Genomic DNA, 18,417 nt, shown 5'->3' with positions numbered 1-18,417 from the left:
ACGACGCATACCAGTCAAAACATTCACGATTATTTATTATTATATTTGAACAACACGTGTGTGGTTCACTGCACGACCCTCGCATCGTTCTTCGGTCCATCGTCGGCTGTTCTATCGAGAGTACACTACCGGGATGCAGCGACCGGTGGTGGGCGCGGCACCTCGTCCGAACTGGTCATCGTCTGCGACCCCCAGACGACTGCGAGAACGCCGACGAAGACGACCCACGAAACGGTCGCAATCGCATCAGCACGCGGTGTGAGTGCGATAATTTCGCCCGTGAAGTTGACCATCCCGTGCAGGATGATAATCGCGAGTATACTCCGGGTCGTGTTGTTGAACACCCACGTGAACACCCCCGTGAGGCCGACGACTCCAATCATGAACGACCAGAATTCGAGCGTTCCGACGCCGAGTCCCGCTTGATACGTCCCTTCGACGAAGAACAACGGAAGGTGCCAGACTGCCCAGACGAGACCCAAGATGAGACTCGCAGTGAGGGCAGACCACTGCAACTGTAGACGGTCGAGCACGTATCCACGCCATCCTAACTCTTCGATGAACGGTGGGAGCGTCGCGAAGAACACCGCCGGAAGTATCGCGAGTGGACTCACCGCAAAGCCCCGAACACCCTCACTCCACGTTGCCCCAGTCCCACCGAGGAGGATGTCTACTGCCGCCCCGACGAGACTTATCGCGAGGGGGAGAAACAGGATGACGACGAACCATTTGAGACCGATTCGACTCACGTCAGTGAGGCGTCTCCAGTAATCTGTCCGTCCTCGCTCGTCGTAGACGAGATAGGTGAACCCGATGCCGGCGATGCCCGGGCCAGCGAGTCCAGCCAACAGCAGCACGAGGCCTTCTGCACTCTCGAACGAGATTCCAAGTGCAATCGCCGCCACCCAGAAGGTCCACGTAATCAGGTACGTAACGCCGAAAAACGCCAGCGGGCTCGTCACGAACGAAGACGTTACTCTCGGTTGGACTTTTGCTGTTTCGACCATGGTACTACCCACCTAATGGTCGCGAAAGCTATTGACTGAGATACACGAATCTCAGTTCGTGGGGGTCACTGTCGCGACAGAGTAACGCGGGTAGTTCACGTCCGAGAAACCAACCCCGGATGGGACCACTCCGGATGGGACCACTCCAGATGCAACCACTCCAGATGCAACCACTCCAGATGCAACCACTCCAGATGCAACCACTCCAGATGCAACCACTCCAGATGCAACCACTCCAGATGCAACCACTCCAGATGCAACCACTCGGAGGGTAGGACTGGTTTACCGGCCGAGTTCGGCGTGGGCGCTCGAAAGGTGTCGAGACGCGAGCGCAGAGAGCAGTGAGAGTTCGCCTGCGAGCGACCCAACCGCGATGCACTCGGCGAGGGCGTCCGCGTTCGACCCGGCGGGGTCGCCACCGCCACGGATACCGAGGATATCGAGGCCTTCGGACTGCGTGGGCAGTTTCGTCCCGCCGCCGACCGTCCCGACTTCGAGCGACGCGAGCGAGACGGAGACGTAGAGGTCACCGTCCTGGACATCGGCAGTCGTGATGGCGTTCGCGCCCTCGACGACCTGTGCTTCGTCCTGTCCGGTCGCGAGGAACATCGCGGCGACGACGTTTGCGACGTGAGCGTTGAAGCCGAGACTCGCGGCCTTTGCGGAGCCGATGAGGTTCTTCCGGGTGTTGAGTTCTGCGACCGCTTCGGGCGTGGTGTGGAGTCGTTCTTCGACGATTTCGCGAGGGATGCGAACGTCGGCGGAGACGCTTCGGCCACGGCCTTCGACGGCGTTGATGGCGGCGGGTTTCTTGTCGGTACAGAGGTTGCCCGACAGGGCGACGAGCGACCCGGTGGTCTCGTCTTCGACCACGTCACACGCTGCTTCAGTTGCGATGGTGGCCATGTTCATCCCCATCGCGTCTTTCGTGTCGTACCGAAAGCGCAGATAGACGGAGTTGCCGACGACGTACGGCGTCACGTCGAGGAGTTCGCCGTGGTTGGTCGTCTCCTCGGCGGCGTCTTTCAGTTTCTCGAAGTTGTCGCGCGTCCACGAGACGAGCGCTTCGGCTTCGGCAACGTCGGCGACGCGGAACACCGGCGCACGAGTCATTCCCGATTTCAGGACGCGGGCAGTCGCGCCTCCGGCGGCGTTGATGACCGAACAACCGCGGTTGACCGACGCGAGGAGTGCGCCTTCGGTGGTCGCGAGCGGGAGGTACTTTTCGGCCGAGACGGCGGCACCGTTGACCGTCACGGGGCCGGCGACGCCCATCGGAACCTGAATCGCACCAATCATGTTCTCGATGGCAGTGTCGGCGATTTCGGCAGGGAAGCCGTAGTTTCCGACGGCGTCGAGCGACGCTCCCGACTGCTCTTCGACGAGGAGGCGGCGTGCTTCGGCGGCAACGTCGGCGTCGGCGTGTGCTTCGAGTTCGTGAAGGCGGAGTTCGCCCTCCCGAACGCGGTCTGCGAGAGACGCGGCGTCTGTCATGCCCGGACGTATTCTGGCCCTGCCCTAACGGTTTCCGGTTTTTGGCCTCAGTGGAATTCCTCAGGAGATGATAGGAACGGTGTGCTGAATAGAGAGGGTACTTCTCTCACCGGTTACGTGCCGTATGACTACACGCACTTCACCAAGAGAGGGTGGCGAGTGGTCGTCTCACTCCTCCTCGCCGGTAGTGACCTCTTGCCACGACGACTCACCGAAGAAGGACTGAAGCGCCATGAGGGCACCCACATACGTCCCGAGGACAACAATCACGAGCGGAACCACAAGTGCCAGTATTACACTCCCGAGTGGGTTGATTCCGAACATCTGGAGGGGTGTCATGGCATCCGGTAGACAATGCTCTTGGATAAAATTGTGGAAGGAAAGCACAACAAATCCGTGCCTGTGAGTGCCGGACGTGCCTCAGACGCGCCCTGTATTCAGCACACCCCTGAGAAGCGGTCACGAACCGAGAACAGCAACGGAGTCGACCCGTCGGAACGGAGCTGAGACATCCCGAACGATTTTGCCCTCCCGCGACGGGGTCGAACGTATGACTGCGGCAGCGGACCTCGTACTGACGAACGCGGAGGTTCACACGCTCGACTCACCGGACGAGACCCACGAAGCAATCGCGATTCGCGACGGCGACATCGTCCGCGTCGGCCGCGCGTACGACGTTGCACTCCTCGCTGGTGTCGAGACGCGAGTCGTCGATTGTGACGGTCGAGTCGTCCTGCCAGGATTCATCGACGCCCACACCCACCTCCCGATGGTCGGCCGGTCGCTCGTCCACGCCGACCTCTCGAACGCACGCTCGGTGGACGATGCTGTCGAACTACTCCGCGAGCGAGCGGCCGAACTCGACGACGAGACCGAGTGGGTTCTCGGCTTCAACTACGACGAGAGCATGTGGGACGACGCCCGCTACCTCACTCGCGATGACCTCGACAGCGTCTCCGACACAGCACCCGTCGTCGCCTTCCGCGAGGACCTCCACACTGCCGGCGTCAACTCCGTCGTTCTCGACCGTTTCCGCGACGAGATGGCCGACGAAGGCGTCCAGACCGAGCGAGGAGAACCAACCGGCGTCATCGTCGAGGAAGCAATCGACGTGCTCTGGGCCGCGACCGAACCGGATCGCGAGGAGATGACCCAACTCGTCCGTGCCGCACAGGAGTATGCCACCGCTCGCGGCGTCACCAGTATCCACGACATGGTCCGTGGCTCTCGTGCCCCCGAAGTCTACCGTGACCTCGCCGCCGCAGGAGAGTTGGACCTCCGCGTTCGCATCAACTACTGGTCGGACCACGTCGACGCCCTCTCCGAAATCGGTCTCCGGACGAACCACGGCCATGGACTCGTCACCGTAGGTGCTATCAAGACGTTCACAGACGGCAGTTTCGGCGGCCGAACCGCCAAACTGACCGAACCCTACGCGGACGCATCCGACGAAACAGGCCAGTGGGTCGTCGCTCCCGGCGAACTCCACGAACTCGTTTCAGAGGCGGACGACGCAGGCTACCAACTCACGGCACACGCCATCGGCGACGAGGCAATCGACACGGTTCTCGACGCCTACGAAGCAACGGGCGACCCAGCGTCTGCCCGCCACCGCGTCGAACACGTCGAACTCGCCTCCGACGAAGCAATCGACCGATTCGCTGAGCTGGGTGTCGTCGCGTCGGTCCAACCGAACTTCCTGAAGTGGGCCGGCGAGGATGGCCTCTACGACGCCCGCCTCGGGGAGCGTCGTCTGCAGACCAACCGCTATCGCGACTTGCTCGATGCCGGCGTCCATCTGGCGTTCGGGAGCGACTGTATGCCGCTCGACCCGTTGCTCGGTGTCGATTTGGCCACCGACCACCCGAACCCCGACCAGTCACTGTCGGTCACCGACGCACTCCGCGCGTACACCTCGGGCGGGGCCTACGCCGGGTTCGACGAAGACAGACTGGGAACCGTCGAACCGGGAACCACCGCCGACCTGGTCGTCCTCGACGAGTCGCCGTGGGAGTCCGAGTCGATTCGTGACATCGACGTGGCCACGACAGTCGTCGACGGCCGAGTCGTCTTCGAGGCGCGGGACTGAATGCAACGAGGGATTCGCTCGCCGGTCGCGAAATATTACGCCTACAAGAGCACCGAGTACGTCTCGTTCACGAACGCGATCTGGATTCTCTTCGTTCGGTCGCAGGGCCTCTCGTTCGCCGAAGTTGGTGCGCTCAACAGCATCTGGTGGCTTGCACTCGTCGCCAGCGAAATCCCGACGGGCTACGCCGGCGACAGACTCGGCCGGCGCTCCGCGATGATGCTCGGAACAGCCATCGTCACAGTCTCGACAGTCGGGATGGGACTCTCGTCCACGTTTCTCCAGTTCGCGCTCGTCTACGGCCTGTGGGCAGTCGGCCAGACCTTCCGTTCCGGAAGCGACGACGCGTGGCTCTACGATTTGCTCGGCGAGACGGACGAGACGCACGAGTTCGCGAGCGTCCGCGGACGCGCGACAGGCATCGGCCTCGCAATCGGCGCTGTAACCACACTCGCGGGCGGGCTCATCGCCGACGCGACGAACTACTCGGTTACCTTCTACGCGACTGCGATGGTGACCGCACTCGGGATTCCGATTCTTCTCTCGGTTCCAGCGACCTCGGGGAACGGTGATAGCTTCACCCCGCAGACGGCGCTTCGACTCGTCCGAGAGAAACTGGCTCGCCCGCCGCTCCGGGGCTTCGTCGTCTACTTCGCACTCCTCTTCGGCGTCGTCAACATGGTGTACATCTTCGACCAACCGATTCTCCGTGACGTCGCACTCGATTTGGGCGTCCCCGAGTCCGCGTCGAACACCGCCGTCAGCGCCTCGTACGCCGTCTTTTCGCTCGCCGCGGCGGCAGCGAGTTATCGGGCGGGGTGGATTCGTGACCGGGTCGGTATCCGTCGGTGGTTCCTCGCTGCACCCGTCTTGATCGCGGTGTCGTTCGCGTCGCTTCCACTCTTCGGCCTGTTTGCGTTTCCGGCGTTCATCGTCGCTCGCGGCGTCGCCAACACCTCACTCGTCCTCGGCAACCAGTACGTCAACGACCGAATCGACTCGGTGGGCCGAGCGACGGTTCTCTCGGCCACTGGGATGCTCTACTCACTCGCAGTCATTCCCTTCGAACTCGCCGGCGGTGTCGTCGCAGACGTGTTCTCTCCGGCGGGAGCGCTCGCGGCCTTCGGCGGCGTGCTCGCCGTCGGTTCCGCTGTGCTCTGGGTCGTCGACCGACCTGTGTAATCGAGGTGAAACGGTTCTCCGTGTCCGAGTCTCGCTCGAACACGTGCAGATTTGGGCCGAAAGGAAAACCCCTTAGTTCCGCTCGTCGCACTCGCGTGCAATGGGCTTCTTCGACGATCTTCGGGACCGAATCGAGAAGACGAACAGCGTCGTCTCGGTCGGCCTCGACGCCGACATCGACCGCATCCCCGAACACCTCCTCGACAAGGACCTCCCCCGGTGGGCGTTCAACCGACGCATCATCGACGCGACGCACGAACACGCGGCGGCCTACAAGCCGAACGCGGCGTTCTACGAGGACGCAAACGGATGGCGGTCACTCCGCGAGACCATCGCCTACGCCCACGGAAAAGGAGTTCCCGTCCTGCTCGACGCCAAGCGCGCCGACATCGGCAACACGACCCGAAAGTACGCGAAGCTGCTGGACGAGGCGGATGCGATTACGGTCAACCCCTACATGGGTCGCGACTCGCTCCAACCCTTCCTCGATAAGGCAGACAAAGGCGTGTTCATCCTCTGTCGAACGTCGAATCCCGGTGGGTCGGACCTCCAGTCGCTCGAACTCGCGTCGGGCGAACCGCTCTACGAACGCGTGGCAGCGCTCTGTGACCTCTGGAACGAACACGGGAACGTCGGCCTCGTCGTCGGCGCGACTGGCCCCGACGAGTTAGAACACCTCCGTGAACAGGTTCCCGACCTGCCGTTTCTCGTCCCCGGCGTCGGCGCACAGGGTGGCGACGCCGAAGCAGCAGTCGAGTTCGGCCTCGCAGATGGCGTCGGCCTCGTGAACTCCTCTCGCGGCATCATCTTCGCTGGCGAAGACCAGGGTGAACACTTCGACAAGGCCGCTGGACAGGCCGCAAAACGGCTGAAGAACCGGCTGAATCAGTACCGCTAACCCCGTCGAATCGAGGCGATTCCGGTGTGGCGTTCCGGCGAGACGTTTACCCTCGTGCACTCCGTATGTGCGCTCGTGGATCGGGACCGACTCGTCATGGGCCTCGCGGCGGTGTTCGCGGGTATCACCATGCTCATCGTGGTGTTGGCCTTCGCCTACCAGCCGTTTCTGCTGGTGATGGCCATCCCCTTCGGCGCGACGACGTACTTCATGTACGCCCACGTCAGCGGTCGCTTAGAAGACCGATTCTACCAGGAACGTATCCGGATGAACGACGGCCGAATCGGGTTCCAAGCAGACGGCAACGGTGCGACGCGCCGGGAAACCGGTGGATTTGGCGCTGGGCCTCGTGGCGACCCGCGAGAAGGCCCGGGTGCTGGTCGTTTCGGTGGGCTCGGTGGGCAAACGAGCCAACGAGAACGGTACCAGCGTGTTCGACCACCTCGACGTGGGCTCACTCGAAGCGAAGCGCTCCGAACCCTCGGACTCGACGACGGTGCCTCCTCCGAGGACGTAAAACGAGCGTACCGAGAACGGGTCAAGGAGACACACCCTGATTCGAAGACGGGCGACGAGGAGTCGTTCAAACGCGTCACGCGGGCCTACGAGCGCCTCAGCGAGTGAGGAGTAAGTGAGGTAGGAGCCTCCTTTGTTGACGCAGATTGCTATCCAGATAGGCCGCTGACGGGTCAGCACTGTTCAGTGAGTGGTATTAACATGGTAAACCATGCCGCGGAAAGGGTTTTCACGGTCGGTTTCCTACGGCTCGCCATGAGCGCTGACCGGGCTCTCCTCGACGAGGCCCTCGAGCGCGGTGAGGAAGAAGGCGGGAACATCGAGTTCAAAGAACGCCTCACCCGTGCTGTTCACCTGTCCGACGGCCGGATGGAGTCGCTTGCTGCGCAACTTCGACACAGAGTCCTCTCCGGCGATGGCGTCGCGATCTACGTCGTTGGCGTCACCGACGACGGTGGCATCGCTGGAATCTCTCCTGACGACTTCTCCGAAACGATGGACGTGCTCTCACTCCTCTCAGAGGAAGCAGGCGCACACATCGAAGACGTGGAGACGTGGGGTGTCGGCGAGCGCGCGAAACGCGGGCTCGTCGGCGTCGCGACCATCCGTGAGGGTGCGATGCTCGACGTCGACGACGACCACATCGTCGTCGGTACCGCCGGCCACGTCGACCACGGCAAATCCACGCTCGTCGGGTCGCTCGTGACCGGTCAGAAAGACAACGGTAACGGCCAAACGCGGTCGTTCCTCGACGTGCAACCGCACGAAATCGAGCGTGGTCTCTCTGCAGACCTCTCGTATGCTGTCTACGGATTCTCGGACGACGGCCCGGTTCGCATGCGGAACCCACATCGGAAATCTGACCGGGCACACATCGTCCAGGAGGCCGACCGACTCGTCTCCTTCGTCGATACCGTCGGCCACGAACCGTGGCTCCGAACGACGATTCGCGGCCTCGTCGGCCAGCGACTCGACTACGCCATGCTCGTCGTCGCGGCCGACGACGGCCCGACGCGGACGACTCGCGAACATCTCGGCATCTTGCTGGCGATGGAACTGCCGACGATCGTCGCTATCACGAAAGCCGACGCGGTCACCGACGAGCGTCTCGACGAGGTCGAGCGCGAAGTCGAGCGACTGCTCCGAAACGTCGGTCGAACGCCGCTGAGCGTCGAACGACACGGTGTGGAGGCCGCCGTCGACGAGATTAGCGAGTCAGTGGTGCCGATCGTCCTGACGAGCGCCGTCACCATGGACGGACTGGACGAACTCGACCACATGTTCGAGGCGCTCCCGAAGCGGAGTGCCGCAGAGGGTGAGTTCAAGATGTACATCGACCGAACCTACTCGGTCACTGGTGTCGGTGCCGTCGCCTCAGGCACAGTCAACTCTGGCGCGGTGGAAGCGGGCGATACCCTCCTGTTGGGCCCGATGGTCGACGGGTCGTTCAAGGAGGTCGAAGTCCGGTCAATCGAGATGCACTACCACCGAGTCGACCGAGCGAACGCCGGCCGAATCGTCGGTATCGCGCTCAAAGGCGTCCGCGAGTCCGACGTCCAACGCGGCATGGTGTTACTCCCCGCCGACGCCGAACCGAAGGCAGTCCGCGAGTTCGACGCGGAAGTGATGGTGCTCAACCACCCCACGCGAATCCGCGAAGGATACGAACCGGTCGTCCACCTCGAAACCGTCTCCGAAGCAGCCATCTTCCACCCAGAAGGTGGCCAACTGCTGCCGGGCGACACCGGAACGACCCGTGTCGAGTTCAAGTTCCGCCCGTACTTCGTCGAAGAGGGCCAGCGATTCGTCTTCCGAGAGGGTCGGTCGAAAGGCGTCGGAACGGTGACGAAGGTCTACTAAGCAGACGTCGAAGCGTCTGACCGCTGCTACTCAGGCGTCGACAGCGACGTAGCCGCCGTCTTTTGTCTCCACTACTTCGAACAGCACCGCCCAGTCGAGGATATCCTCGACTCGGTCGCGCCAGCGACTCTCCCACCCGGTTGGGTCACGGTGGCGTTCCCAGTTCGGAATGGTTGACTCGAACGCCTCGAAGACAGCATCGACCGTGACTGGACCGTCACTGTTGGCGAGGATGTCGAGCACTTCCCGAACGCCGAAGACGCTCGCTTCGAACGCTCCCGCGAGGTCATCGACTGTCTGTTCGTCGCGGATGCGCTCGAATCCGCGACTCGTCTCGCGGGCGAGTCCGAGCGACTGACAGAACACCAGCCAATCGCGCCCCTCGTCCGGCGTCACGTCTACGCGTGTGGCGAGGCGGCCACAACAGTCGTCTTCGGTTCCCGGAATCAACGGGACAGCGCGGTGAGCCTCCCACAACCTGTCGAGCGAGTCCGGAGCGGGGGGAACCGGCTTTCGCCTCACAGTCCGAACGAGTCGGCGAGCACCGAGTCGTCCGTCTCACCGAACGTGTAGGTGGGGCCATCGACCACGTCGATGGTCGCCTGTGCCGGGCCGAACACGCCGGGGTCTACTTCGCCGAAGTCCCACTCGGCGTCTTCGAACAGGTGCTCGAACGGAACGCCGTACTCCTCACTGGCTGTCGAAATTGCGCGGTCGAAGTCGTCGAAGTCCTCGGCGACGGTCATGTGGACACGGCCGCCGTAGGCGACGGCATCGTTCGTTCGACTCATGGCGACGCTCTCGTCGAAACTGACGGGTGCGAGGGGGGCAGACCCGTTGACGGAGATGACGCTCGACGGTTCGTAGCCTGCTTCGAAGAGGTTGAACATCGCGAGTTCCGCCGCGCGGGCCGCACCCGTGACGCTGCCGGCGAGCGAACCGGTTGCGTACGTCGGCAGGAAGACGGCGCTCGGCTCGACGCCACACATGTCTGCGACGTGTTCTGCGACTTCGTCTGTCGGCAGGGTGATGCTCTCGACGGTGAGCGCCGTCAGGTCGAACTCGTCGTAGTAGCCGAGGTGGTGGAACTCTTCTTCTTCACCGACGAGGGCGCGGGCGGGACCGGACCCGAGTCCGTCGAAGTCGTCGAAGACGAGTTCCCACCCGGCCTTCTGCGAGCAGAGGAGTGCAAGCGCAGGGCGGTCTGTCGAGAGTTCGACGTAGGGGCGTGGCGTGTCTGCAACCTCCCCCAGCCGCGTCTGTACTGTCGCGAGGCCGGCGGTCTGAATCTCCGCGAGGAGCATCCCCGCTTCGATACCGCCGTCGGCGTCCACACCGAAGTCGATAACCGTCGCACCGGAGTCGAGTTCGTAGGCCTCGATGCCGAGTTCGGCGGTGAAATCGAGTGCCTCGTCCACCAGTTCGATGGCCATTCGATTGATGCTGTCCATGCCCGCCGATTACGTGCCTTCAGCTAAAGGGTTTGTCAGTCCCACTCCACCTTTTTACTTCGGCGGGTTTCCTCACGAGCCTTCGGCTCGTTGCGGGAAACCCACCTCGCAAAAATCTGGACCATCGCCAGAAGTCAGGAACTTCTGGCTATTCAGCCAGAACGCTCTGCGTTCTGGCGACAGAAAAGAGCCGCGAGTCTTCGTGCTCACAAATCAGAGATTTTTGGCATCACGAGAGAGCGTTGCTCTCTCGAACGACTTCGCTCGGCTCGCGGTACAGTATAATTGTATGCAATCAGTTCCCCGTCGACCCCAACGTTCGGTGAGTGAATGATGTCACCCGCTGAGCATTGAGCCAGGAAGTTACAGCGCCGAACAGAGTCATTCGAATGATGTGCAGTCTTTCGTGATAGCGAGACGTTTTTGGCGTCTCGAACCATGTGGCGACCGCCTTCAGCGATCCAATTCTCAGCGGTCCCGTTTGGCAGTGCGACCGAGATGTTCTTCGACAGCAGAGACCTTGTCTGCGGCCCGCTGGTCGGAGGTTCGCTTGTCGTCTATCTTCAGGAACGTACTCACTCGATCGCCATTGACCGCTTTGTGTGCTGCGCCGACTGCTGCGAGGAGTTCGTCGATATCGTCCGCCTCGATGATCGTTCCCATCGGATTCGTCTCGTACGACACGTCGAAGTCGTCGAGTGCGGCGACCGCCTTGGCGACTTCGCCCGCCATACTGCCTTCGATGACCGGTGCAACGCTCAGCATCGCGATGACTGTCATACCGATGCCGTCGTCCCGACGAAAGGTAAATCAACGTGATATCATTCAAACACGTGTGTCCCGAACCGACGAGGCTATCTGCCAGACAGTCATCCATTCAGATATGTCTCGCAGTGATATCACTCGGGCGGCACTCGTCTTCGCCGCGGCGATTGTCGTGGGTGTCGTCATCGGTTCGGTGGTTGGTGAGTTCGTGGGCTATGCAACTGAGTGGACTGCAACGGGTGGCGTGTTCGGTATCGCTCTCGGACTCTTCACGACCACGCGCTGATACCGCGGCGCTGTTTTTTCTCTCTTCCCGACGTATCGGATTCCATGAATCAGCGCGCAACGCGTGCACTCACCCTCGGACGAGCCATCGTCCACGAGGTTCGTGCCGAACGGCTCACGTTCATGGCAGGCAGCATCGCCTACGGGGCGTTCGTCTCACTCCTCCCGCTTTTCCTCCTCGTTCTCGCTGCCGTCTCGGCGCTCGGGGGTGTCGGCCTCCGCCAGAGCGTCATCACCGTCATGCAGTCCGTCCTGACTCCCAGTGCCGGAGCGATCATCGTCGCGGAAGTCGAGGCGTCGAGTCAACTCACCAGTCTCTCGCTCGTCGGTGTCCTCGTACTCGTGTGGGGGACGCTGCGCATCTTCCGGGGCCTCGACACCGCGTTTTCGGACATCTACGAGTCGGAGGCGGCCAACACGTTCACCGACCAGGTTACTGACGGACTCGTCGTCCTCATCACCGTCACGCTCGCAGTCGTCGTTGGCGGCGTCGTGGAAACGGTGCTCCCCACACTCGACGGGACGCTCGGGTGGGTCGCTTCCCGGTTCATTCTCATCAGCTTCCTCTTCGTGGCGTTCTACCCGATGTACTACATCTTTCCCGACGAGGACGTGTCGTATCTGGAAGTCGTCCCCGGGACACTCGTCGCTGCCGTTGGCTTGACCGTCTTCGCGTCGCTCTTTCGGCTCTACGTCCGGTTCAGTAGCCAGTCACCCGAATCGAGCGTCATCGCTGGCATCCTCGTCCTTTTGACGTGGCTCTACTTCAGCGGCCTCGTCATCCTCCTCGGCGCGGCGGTGAACGCGGTGCTCTCGAACCGCTCGCGCGACGTGAACGTCCGCCCGCTGTTCGGTGGTATCCCCATCAACTCACAGACCGGAGAGACGAAGCGAGACGACGTCGTGGTGGCCATCGAGCAGTTCAACCAACTCGTCGCCGAGAACCCGAGCGAAGACGTGGAAATCCGCATCGGAACAGAGACGATTCGGATTCCATCCCCCGAAAACGTTGTCGTCGATACCAATCTGAGCAGGTTCCTCCCCGAAGGTCCGGTTCGGTTAGAACTCAGATGGTCGTCGTGGCCTGACACTCAAGAAGACTGACGTCGCTGATTATGGTGCCAGCGAGCGTACCCTTCGTATGGCATTCGACGAATCTACCCGACCGGTCACCCCACCCACGCAGAAACCGATACACCCGACTCGCCCGCTCGACGGAGACCACACCACGTGGGAGACGATCGAGACGAGTCCGACGACCACGTCTCGGGCGGTCCTCCCACCCGTCGTCGTCGAGAACCGAACCATGGGACACCACCACCTCGGTGAAGCGTTCCTCGTCTGGCGGTGCGACAACTGTGGCGAAGTTGGGTCACTCTCTGCGTTCCCGACTTCGTGCCCCGACTGTGGCGCTGGGCGAGAAGCGCTGTATTACTACACCGAAGACTGACATCGGAGACTCACTGACGCCTCCGAGTGTCGGCGCTGACCGCGACGGTTTTCCCACCGGCCATCCACCGACGAGTATGTACCTCTCTCACCCTGTCCGCCGGATGCGTGACAACCCGTTCGACGACGAGACGGCGGAACTCCGCGTCGAACCCGTCGACGACGACGCACGAATCGCCCTCGACAACCGCGTCGCATCGCTCGGTGGGTCGGTCGAGAAAGAACTGCAGTTCGGGGGCGTCGTGGTCGTTCTCCCCGAGTCTGACGTGGCGGCACTCTGCGAACTCGATGGTATCGAACGAATCGAGACGGTCGACACGCTCGGATATTAATTTCTTCTTCGCCCACACGCGAGCGTCGCGTCGAGGCTGACAACCTGCAGGCTGACCACCTGCGAAGCTTTTTCCCCACTGGTCGTACCGTATGCATGGACCCACGAATCACAATCGTCACACTCGGAGTCTCGGACCTCGATGCGTCGATTCAGTTCTATCGAGACGGCCTCGGGCTTCCGTTACGCGACCGCGACCCGGACAGCGACATCGCCTTCTTCACCCTCGATGGGACGTGGTTGGCGCTCTATCCGTGGGAGTCACTCGCCGAAGACGTGACTGTCGCCGCGGAAGGAAAGGGGTTCTCGGGCGTCACCCTCGCACACAACGTGTCCACGAAAGCCGAGGTAGACGCGGTTCTGGCCGAGGCGAAAGCCAGCGGTGGTCAAATCGTCAAACCGGCACAGGACGCCTTCTGGGGCGGATACTCCGGATACTTCGCCGACCCAGATGGGCATCTGTGGGAGGTGGCGTATCCGATGTTGGACGGGATGTAGCGGATATTCGACCGGATTTGAACCACGGTCGCTCACTGGCGTTCGCTCCCTGATTCAAATCCCAGTTCTCGCATTCATTCCTCACAAGAACCGAGAGACACAGAGGTCTCTCGGAGATTAGTGTTCGGAAGAAGTGCGTCGGCTGGGATTTGAACCCAGGTTGTGACCATGGCAAGGTCACGTGATACCACTACACTACCGACGCAATGTGGAAGTGCGCTGGCTGGGATTTGAACCCAGGTTGTGACCATGGCAAGGTCACGTGATACCACTACACTACCAGCGCATTCCGCGTGTATCGTGGCGCGTTCTGCACTTCTGGGTAAACCGGATTGATAAATAAGACTTGCGAAACGGGGAAGAAATCGGGTGACAGCGCGGCACCTGCTACCACATGAGATTCGGTCACACCGACCTGTCGAAATCCATGTAATTCACTAACATGCGTCATTCGCCAATCCCCCACAGAATGGGTCGTGGGAGCCTGTACCACCCCAGATTGGATTCGCTACTCTTTTAGGTAGGCCCCCGGTACAAACGCCACAGTCTAGACGATACGAGGATGAACACGGCATGACACTCAGCGTACTCGTGCCGACTTCACTCGTCCGGGAAGCCGAAGACCAACGCGAGGCAACTCGCAAACTCGGCTACGTCGCCCGTGCGGCGGCGGTCTTCCGGGCGGACGAACTCGTCATCTTCTCCGACGAAGATGGCGAGAACAAGTGGGGCGGTGAGTTCGTCGAAACCGTACTTCGGTACGCCGCGACCCCACCATATCTCCGGAAGGAGGCGTGGGGGAAACGGGACGAACTTCGCTACGCTGGAATCTTGCCACCCGTTCTCGTCTCGTCTACGACCGCGGGCGACTCCGACGAGTTGCCTGCGTTGCGAGAAGGAATCGTGACCGAGGTCGGACCTGACGACCGCGTTCGGGTCAATTGCGGAATGCAACACCCGATCTCCCTGTTCGTCCCCCCGGGGATGGACGTTTCAGAGGGAGAGCGCGTCGCTGTCAGGATCTCTTCGCGAGAACCGGTCCGTGCGAGGATCGTCGACGACCCCCTTCCGGGGTTCGACGTATCCCGCATGGACCTCACGGAAGCACTCGGCAGGCCAGATGCGGGCGTGCGAATCGCCACGTCTCGCTATGGCGAGCCGCTGTCAGTCCCCAGATTGGGTGCACTGACTGCCCGCATCGCCGACGCCGGCGGTATGACCGTCGTCTTCGGTTCACCGGGCCGTGGGCTTCCGGACATGCTCGGGATGTCTCCCGAGGATGTTGCAGACGTCGAACCTTCCGGTGGTCCGGGGTTCGACCTCTGGCTCAATACGATTCCGCGACAGGGAAGCGACGTGGTGCGAACGGAAGAAGCGATGTTCGCCTCACTCGCCTCCCTGACACTCACGGAGTGAATACATGCCACAACCAAGCAGACCACGAAAAGGCTCGATGGGCTTCAGCCCACGCAAGCGTGTGACCAGAGAGGTTCCGCGCATCAAGTCGTGGCCAAGTGACGATGGCTCTCCTGCACTGCAGGGATTCGCTGGCTACAAAGCCGGCATGACCCACGTCATGATGGTCAACGACGAAGCGGACTCCCCCCGAGAGGGTATGGAGGAAGCAGTGCCGGTGACCGTCGTCGAGACGCCACCGATGCGTGCTGTCGCTCTTCGCGCCTACGAGCAGACGTCGTACGGTATGAAGCCGATGACTGAGGTCTGGACGAACGAGTTCCACGACGAACTCGACCGCGTCCTCAACCTCCCGGCAGAAGACACGTTCGAAGAAGACGCCGAAGCGCTTCGCGAGGCCGTCGAGGCCGGCGAAGTCGATGACCTCCGCGTCATCACGCACACGGTCCCGTCCGAACTCAAGAACGTGCCCAAGAAGAAACCCGACGTGATGGAGACTCGCGTCGGTGGCGGCTCCCTCGTGGAGCGCGCCGATTTCGCCCTCGAACTCGTTTCGGAGGGTGGCGTACACGAGATGTCCGACGTGTTCCGCGCTGGCGAGTTCCTCGACGTCGCCGGTGTCACGAAGGGTAAGGGTACGCAAGGTCCCGTCAAGCGATGGGGCGTCCAGAAGCGGAAGGGCAAGCACGCCCGTCAGGGCTGGAGACGCCGTATTGGCAACCTCGGCCCGTGGAACCCCTCGCGCGTTCGCTCGACGGTTCCGCAACTCGGTCAGACTGGTTACCACCAGCGCACCGAACTCAACAAGCGCCTCATCGACCTCGGCGACGGCGACGACGCCTCCGTCGACGGTGGCTTCGTCAACTACGGCGAGGTCGACGGCAACTACGCGCTCATCAAGGGCTCGCTCCCGGGCCCCAACAAGCGTCTTCTGCGGTTCCGCCCGGCCGTCCGGCCGAACGACCAGCCGCGCCTCGACCCCGAGGTGCGCTTCGTCTCTACCGCATCGAACCAGGGTTAAACCATGCAGGCAACTATCCGAGACCTGAACGGTGACGACGCAGGCAGCATCGACCTGCCTGAGGTTTTCGAGACGGCTTACCGTCCGGACCTCATCAAGCGTGCTGTCATCGCAGCTCAGGCAAACCGAAAACAGCCGTACGGTGCCGACCCCTACGCTGGCATGCGAACGCCGGCAGAGTCCATGGGAAGCGGTCGCGGCATGTCGCACGACCCACGTCAGAATGGTGTCGCACGACGTGTCCCGCACGCCGTCTCCGGTCGTCGCGCACACCCGCCGAAGGCCGAAAAGGACCAGGGCAAGGAAATCAACACGAAGGAGCGCAAACTCGCAGTCCGCTCGGCGCTCGCCGCAACGGCGAACCCCGAGATCGTCCGCGAACGCGGTCACCAGTTCGACGACGATGTCGAACTGCCACTCGTCGTCTCTGACGACTTCGACGACCTCGTCAAGACGAAGGAGGTCGTCGACCTCCTGCAGTCGCTCGGCGTCTACGCCGACATCGAGCGCTCCGAAGAGAACAAGAAGGTGAAGGCTGGTCAGGGGAAGCTCCGTGGCCGCAAGTACACCCGTCCGAAGTCCATTCTCTTCGTGACGGCCGACGAGCCATCGAAGGCTGCCCGTAACCTCGCCGGTGTCGACGTCGCAACCGCTGCGAACGTCTCCGCCGAGGACCTCGCACCCGGTACGCACGCCGGTCGCCTCACCCTCTTTACCGAGAGCGCACTCGAGGAGGTCGCAGAACGATGAGCATCATCGAGCACCCACTGGTCACCGAGAAAGCGATGAACCAGATGGACTTCGACAACAAGCTCCAGTTCATCGTCCACATCGACGCGAACAAATCCGAGATTACGGAAGAAATCGAGTCGCGCTACGATGTGACCGTCGACAAGATCAACACACAGGTCACGATGAAAGGCAAGAAGAAAGCAACCGTTCGTCTCTCTGAAGACGACGACGCGCAGGAAGTCGCGTCGCGAATTGGGGTGTTCTAACGATGGGACGCCGAATTCAGGGCCAGCGTCGTGGTCGCGGTTCGCCCACCTTCCGGGCACCGTCGCACCGCTACAAGGCCGAACTGTCGCACAAGAAGTCTGAACAGAAAGACACCATCTCGGGTACGGTCGTCGACATCCAGCACGACCCCGCCCGCAGTGCGCCGATCGCCCTCGTCGAGTTCGAGGACGAACAGCGCATGATCCTCGCGCCCGAGGGCATCACTGTCGGTGAAGAGCTTCAGATCGGCGTCTCCGCCGAGATCAAGCCCGGCAACACGCTGCCCCTCGCCGAGATTCCTGAGGGTGTTCCCGTCTGTAACGTCGAGCGTCAGCCCGGCGACGGCGGGAAGTTCGCCCGTGCCTCCGGTGTCAGCGCGCAGCTCCTCTCGCACGACCGCAAGGTCGCTGTCGTGAAGCTGCCGTCGGGTGAGGTCAAGCGCCTCAACCCCGACTGCCGTGCCACCATCGGCGTCGTCGCCGGTGGCGGCCGCACGGAGAAGCCGTTCGTCAAGGCAGGGAAGAAGTACCACAAGATGAAAGCGCGCGGTATCAAGTGGCCGCGCGTTCGTGGTGTTGCTATGAACGCCGTCGACCACCCATTCGGTGGCGGTGGCCGCCAACACCCCGGTCAGCCGAAGTCCGTCTCGCGGAACGCTCCGCCGGGCCGGAAGGTCGGTGACATCGCCTCCAAACGCACCGGTCGCGGTGGCAAGGGAGGTAAGTAATCATGAGCACGCAATACCGTACCGGCCGCGAAGGTGAGTTCACCTACCGTGGCTACACGCTCGAAGAGCTGCAGGACATGGAGCTCGACGAAGTCGCGGAACTGCTCCCCGCTCGTCAGCGGCGAACCATCACCCGTGGCCTGTCGGCCGAGCATGAGAAACTGCTCGCGAAGGTCGAAGAGAAGACGGAAGAGGAGACGGCGAACGCGCCAGTGCGAACACACCTGCGCGACATGCCGATTCTCCCCGAATTCGTCGGTCTCACCTTCGCCGTCTACAACGGTCAGGAGTTCGAGCGCGTCAAGGTACAGCCCGAGATGATTGGGCACTACCTCGGCGAGTTCCAGCTGACCCGCTCGTCAGTGACCCACGGTCAGGCCGGTATCGGCGCGACCCGGTCCTCGAAGTTCGTGCCGCTCAAGTAATACC

23 protein-coding genes and 2 tRNA genes are annotated in these 18,417 nt (G+C 62.1%); 17 read left to right on the top strand and 8 right to left on the bottom strand.

The window, feature by feature from the left end:
* Positions 1 to 125: 125 nt before the first annotated feature.
* Entirely contained in the window at positions 126 to 1,007 is an 882-nt protein-coding gene (locus tag ACK3SC_RS14185) for a CPBP family intramembrane glutamic endopeptidase (RefSeq protein WP_416840834.1), read from the bottom strand.
* 119 nt (positions 1,008 to 1,126) lie between these two features.
* Between ACK3SC_RS14185 and ACK3SC_RS14180 the strand changes: the two genes are divergently transcribed.
* The gene (locus ACK3SC_RS14180; protein WP_416840833.1) at positions 1,127 to 1,282 is read left to right on the top strand and encodes a hypothetical protein; all 156 of its coding nucleotides are present in this window, start codon (positions 1,127 to 1,129) and stop codon (positions 1,280 to 1,282) included.
* Between the two features lie 7 nt (positions 1,283 to 1,289).
* Here ACK3SC_RS14180 and hmgA read toward each other — a convergent pair whose 3' ends face one another.
* Together hmgA and ACK3SC_RS14170 are read right to left on the bottom strand one after the other, a co-directional pair.
* Positions 1,290 to 2,501 carry a hydroxymethylglutaryl-CoA reductase (NADPH) gene (gene hmgA, locus ACK3SC_RS14175; protein WP_416840832.1) on the bottom strand — a complete coding sequence of 404 codons (1,212 nt, stop codon included), beginning with the start codon at positions 2,499 to 2,501 and terminating at the stop codon, positions 1,290 to 1,292.
* A 168-nt stretch (positions 2,502 to 2,669) separates the two neighbouring features.
* On the bottom strand, positions 2,670 to 2,840 hold the full coding sequence (locus ACK3SC_RS14170) for a hypothetical protein (protein WP_416840831.1): 171 nt from the start codon (positions 2,838 to 2,840) through the stop codon (positions 2,670 to 2,672).
* Positions 2,841 to 3,051: 211 nt separating this feature from the next.
* Here ACK3SC_RS14170 and ACK3SC_RS14165 point away from each other — a divergent pair, with 211 nt between their 5' ends.
* The 5 genes from ACK3SC_RS14165 (at position 3,052) to ACK3SC_RS14145 (ending at position 9,046) form a co-directional block, all read left to right on the top strand.
* Positions 3,052 to 4,590, top strand: coding sequence for an amidohydrolase (locus tag ACK3SC_RS14165; protein ID WP_416840830.1), 1,539 nt, complete (start codon positions 3,052 to 3,054; stop codon positions 4,588 to 4,590).
* On the top strand, positions 4,591 to 5,772 hold the full coding sequence (locus tag ACK3SC_RS14160) for an MFS transporter (protein ID WP_416840829.1): 1,182 nt from the start codon (positions 4,591 to 4,593) through the stop codon (positions 5,770 to 5,772). It abuts the gene before it with no gap.
* A 100-nt stretch (positions 5,773 to 5,872) separates the two neighbouring features.
* On the top strand, positions 5,873 to 6,670 hold the full coding sequence (pyrF, locus tag ACK3SC_RS14155) for an orotidine-5'-phosphate decarboxylase (protein ID WP_416840828.1): 798 nt from the start codon (positions 5,873 to 5,875) through the stop codon (positions 6,668 to 6,670).
* A gap of 75 nt (positions 6,671 to 6,745) precedes the next feature.
* A complete protein-coding gene (locus ACK3SC_RS14150) occupies positions 6,746 to 7,294 on the top strand; it encodes a J domain-containing protein (RefSeq protein WP_416840827.1) in 549 nt (182 codons plus the stop codon).
* Between the two features lie 147 nt (positions 7,295 to 7,441).
* Positions 7,442 to 9,046, top strand: a complete 1,605-nt coding sequence (locus ACK3SC_RS14145) for a GTPBP1 family GTP-binding protein (protein WP_416840826.1) — start codon at positions 7,442 to 7,444, stop codon at positions 9,044 to 9,046.
* 30 nt (positions 9,047 to 9,076) lie between these two features.
* On the opposite strand, the gene ACK3SC_RS14140 is transcribed toward ACK3SC_RS14145, so the two are convergent.
* From ACK3SC_RS14140 to ACK3SC_RS14130, 3 genes are all read right to left on the bottom strand, one after another.
* On the bottom strand, positions 9,077 to 9,568 hold the full coding sequence (locus tag ACK3SC_RS14140) for a hypothetical protein (RefSeq protein WP_416840825.1): 492 nt from the start codon (positions 9,566 to 9,568) through the stop codon (positions 9,077 to 9,079).
* Positions 9,565 to 10,497, bottom strand: a complete 933-nt coding sequence (gene mch, locus ACK3SC_RS14135; protein WP_416840824.1) for a methenyltetrahydromethanopterin cyclohydrolase — start codon at positions 10,495 to 10,497, stop codon at positions 9,565 to 9,567. The genes ACK3SC_RS14140 and mch overlap by 4 nt, the downstream gene beginning before the upstream one ends.
* Positions 10,498 to 10,965: 468 nt before the next feature.
* Entirely contained in the window at positions 10,966 to 11,277 is a 312-nt protein-coding gene (locus ACK3SC_RS14130) for an MTH1187 family thiamine-binding protein (protein ID WP_416840823.1), read from the bottom strand.
* Positions 11,278 to 11,380: 103 nt separating this feature from the next.
* Between ACK3SC_RS14130 and ACK3SC_RS14125 the strand changes: the two genes are divergently transcribed.
* From ACK3SC_RS14125 to ACK3SC_RS14105, 5 genes are all read left to right on the top strand, one after another.
* The gene (locus ACK3SC_RS14125) at positions 11,381 to 11,548 is read left to right on the top strand and encodes a hypothetical protein (RefSeq protein WP_416840822.1); all 168 of its coding nucleotides are present in this window, start codon (positions 11,381 to 11,383) and stop codon (positions 11,546 to 11,548) included.
* 44 nt (positions 11,549 to 11,592) lie between these two features.
* Positions 11,593 to 12,651, top strand: a complete 1,059-nt coding sequence (locus ACK3SC_RS14120) for a YihY/virulence factor BrkB family protein (protein ID WP_416840821.1) — start codon at positions 11,593 to 11,595, stop codon at positions 12,649 to 12,651.
* Between the two features lie 37 nt (positions 12,652 to 12,688).
* Entirely contained in the window at positions 12,689 to 12,997 is a 309-nt protein-coding gene (locus ACK3SC_RS14115) for a rubredoxin-like domain-containing protein (protein WP_416840820.1), read from the top strand.
* Positions 12,998 to 13,073: 76 nt separating this feature from the next.
* Positions 13,074 to 13,328: a hypothetical protein gene (locus tag ACK3SC_RS14110; protein WP_416840819.1), complete on the top strand. Its 255-nt coding sequence runs from the start codon at positions 13,074 to 13,076 to the stop codon at positions 13,326 to 13,328.
* Between the two features lie 95 nt (positions 13,329 to 13,423).
* A complete protein-coding gene (locus tag ACK3SC_RS14105) occupies positions 13,424 to 13,825 on the top strand; it encodes a VOC family protein (RefSeq protein WP_416840818.1) in 402 nt (133 codons plus the stop codon).
* A gap of 134 nt (positions 13,826 to 13,959) precedes the next feature.
* Here ACK3SC_RS14105 and ACK3SC_RS14100 read toward each other — a convergent pair.
* Positions 13,960 to 14,030 (bottom strand) — tRNA-Gly (locus tag ACK3SC_RS14100).
* 10 nt (positions 14,031 to 14,040) lie between these two features.
* Positions 14,041 to 14,111 (bottom strand) — tRNA-Gly (locus ACK3SC_RS14095).
* A gap of 287 nt (positions 14,112 to 14,398) precedes the next feature.
* Here ACK3SC_RS14095 and ACK3SC_RS14090 point away from each other — a divergent pair.
* From ACK3SC_RS14090 to ACK3SC_RS14065, 6 genes are read left to right on the top strand one after another with little or no spacing between them, the layout of a single operon-like run.
* Positions 14,399 to 15,241 carry a putative RNA uridine N3 methyltransferase gene (locus ACK3SC_RS14090; protein ID WP_416840817.1) on the top strand — a complete coding sequence of 281 codons (843 nt, stop codon included), beginning with the start codon at positions 14,399 to 14,401 and terminating at the stop codon, positions 15,239 to 15,241.
* Between the two features lie 4 nt (positions 15,242 to 15,245).
* Complete coding sequence (locus tag ACK3SC_RS14085; protein ID WP_416840816.1) at positions 15,246 to 16,262, top strand: 50S ribosomal protein L3; 1,017 nt, start codon at positions 15,246 to 15,248, stop codon at positions 16,260 to 16,262.
* 3 nt (positions 16,263 to 16,265) lie between these two features.
* Positions 16,266 to 17,012 carry a 50S ribosomal protein L4 gene (rpl4p, locus tag ACK3SC_RS14080; RefSeq protein WP_416840815.1) on the top strand — a complete coding sequence of 249 codons (747 nt, stop codon included), beginning with the start codon at positions 16,266 to 16,268 and terminating at the stop codon, positions 17,010 to 17,012.
* Positions 17,009 to 17,260 (top strand): 50S ribosomal protein L23, encoded by a 252-nt coding sequence (locus ACK3SC_RS14075; protein WP_416840814.1) that lies wholly within the window; start codon positions 17,009 to 17,011, stop codon positions 17,258 to 17,260. Before rpl4p ends, ACK3SC_RS14075 begins: the two co-directional genes overlap by 4 nt.
* 2 nt (positions 17,261 to 17,262) lie before the next feature.
* Positions 17,263 to 17,988: a 50S ribosomal protein L2 gene (locus tag ACK3SC_RS14070; protein ID WP_416840813.1), complete on the top strand. Its 726-nt coding sequence runs from the start codon at positions 17,263 to 17,265 to the stop codon at positions 17,986 to 17,988.
* 2 nt (positions 17,989 to 17,990) lie between these two features.
* The gene (locus ACK3SC_RS14065) at positions 17,991 to 18,413 is read left to right on the top strand and encodes a 30S ribosomal protein S19 (protein ID WP_416840812.1); all 423 of its coding nucleotides are present in this window, start codon (positions 17,991 to 17,993) and stop codon (positions 18,411 to 18,413) included.
* Positions 18,414 to 18,417: the final 4 nt, after the last annotated feature.

The sequence above is a fragment of the Haloferax sp. DFSO52 genome, assembly GCF_048158745.1.
In the GTDB taxonomy this organism is placed as follows: Archaea; Halobacteriota; Halobacteria; order Halobacteriales; family Haloferacaceae; genus Haloferax.
This window is presented reverse-complemented; position numbering and strand designations above follow the sequence as displayed.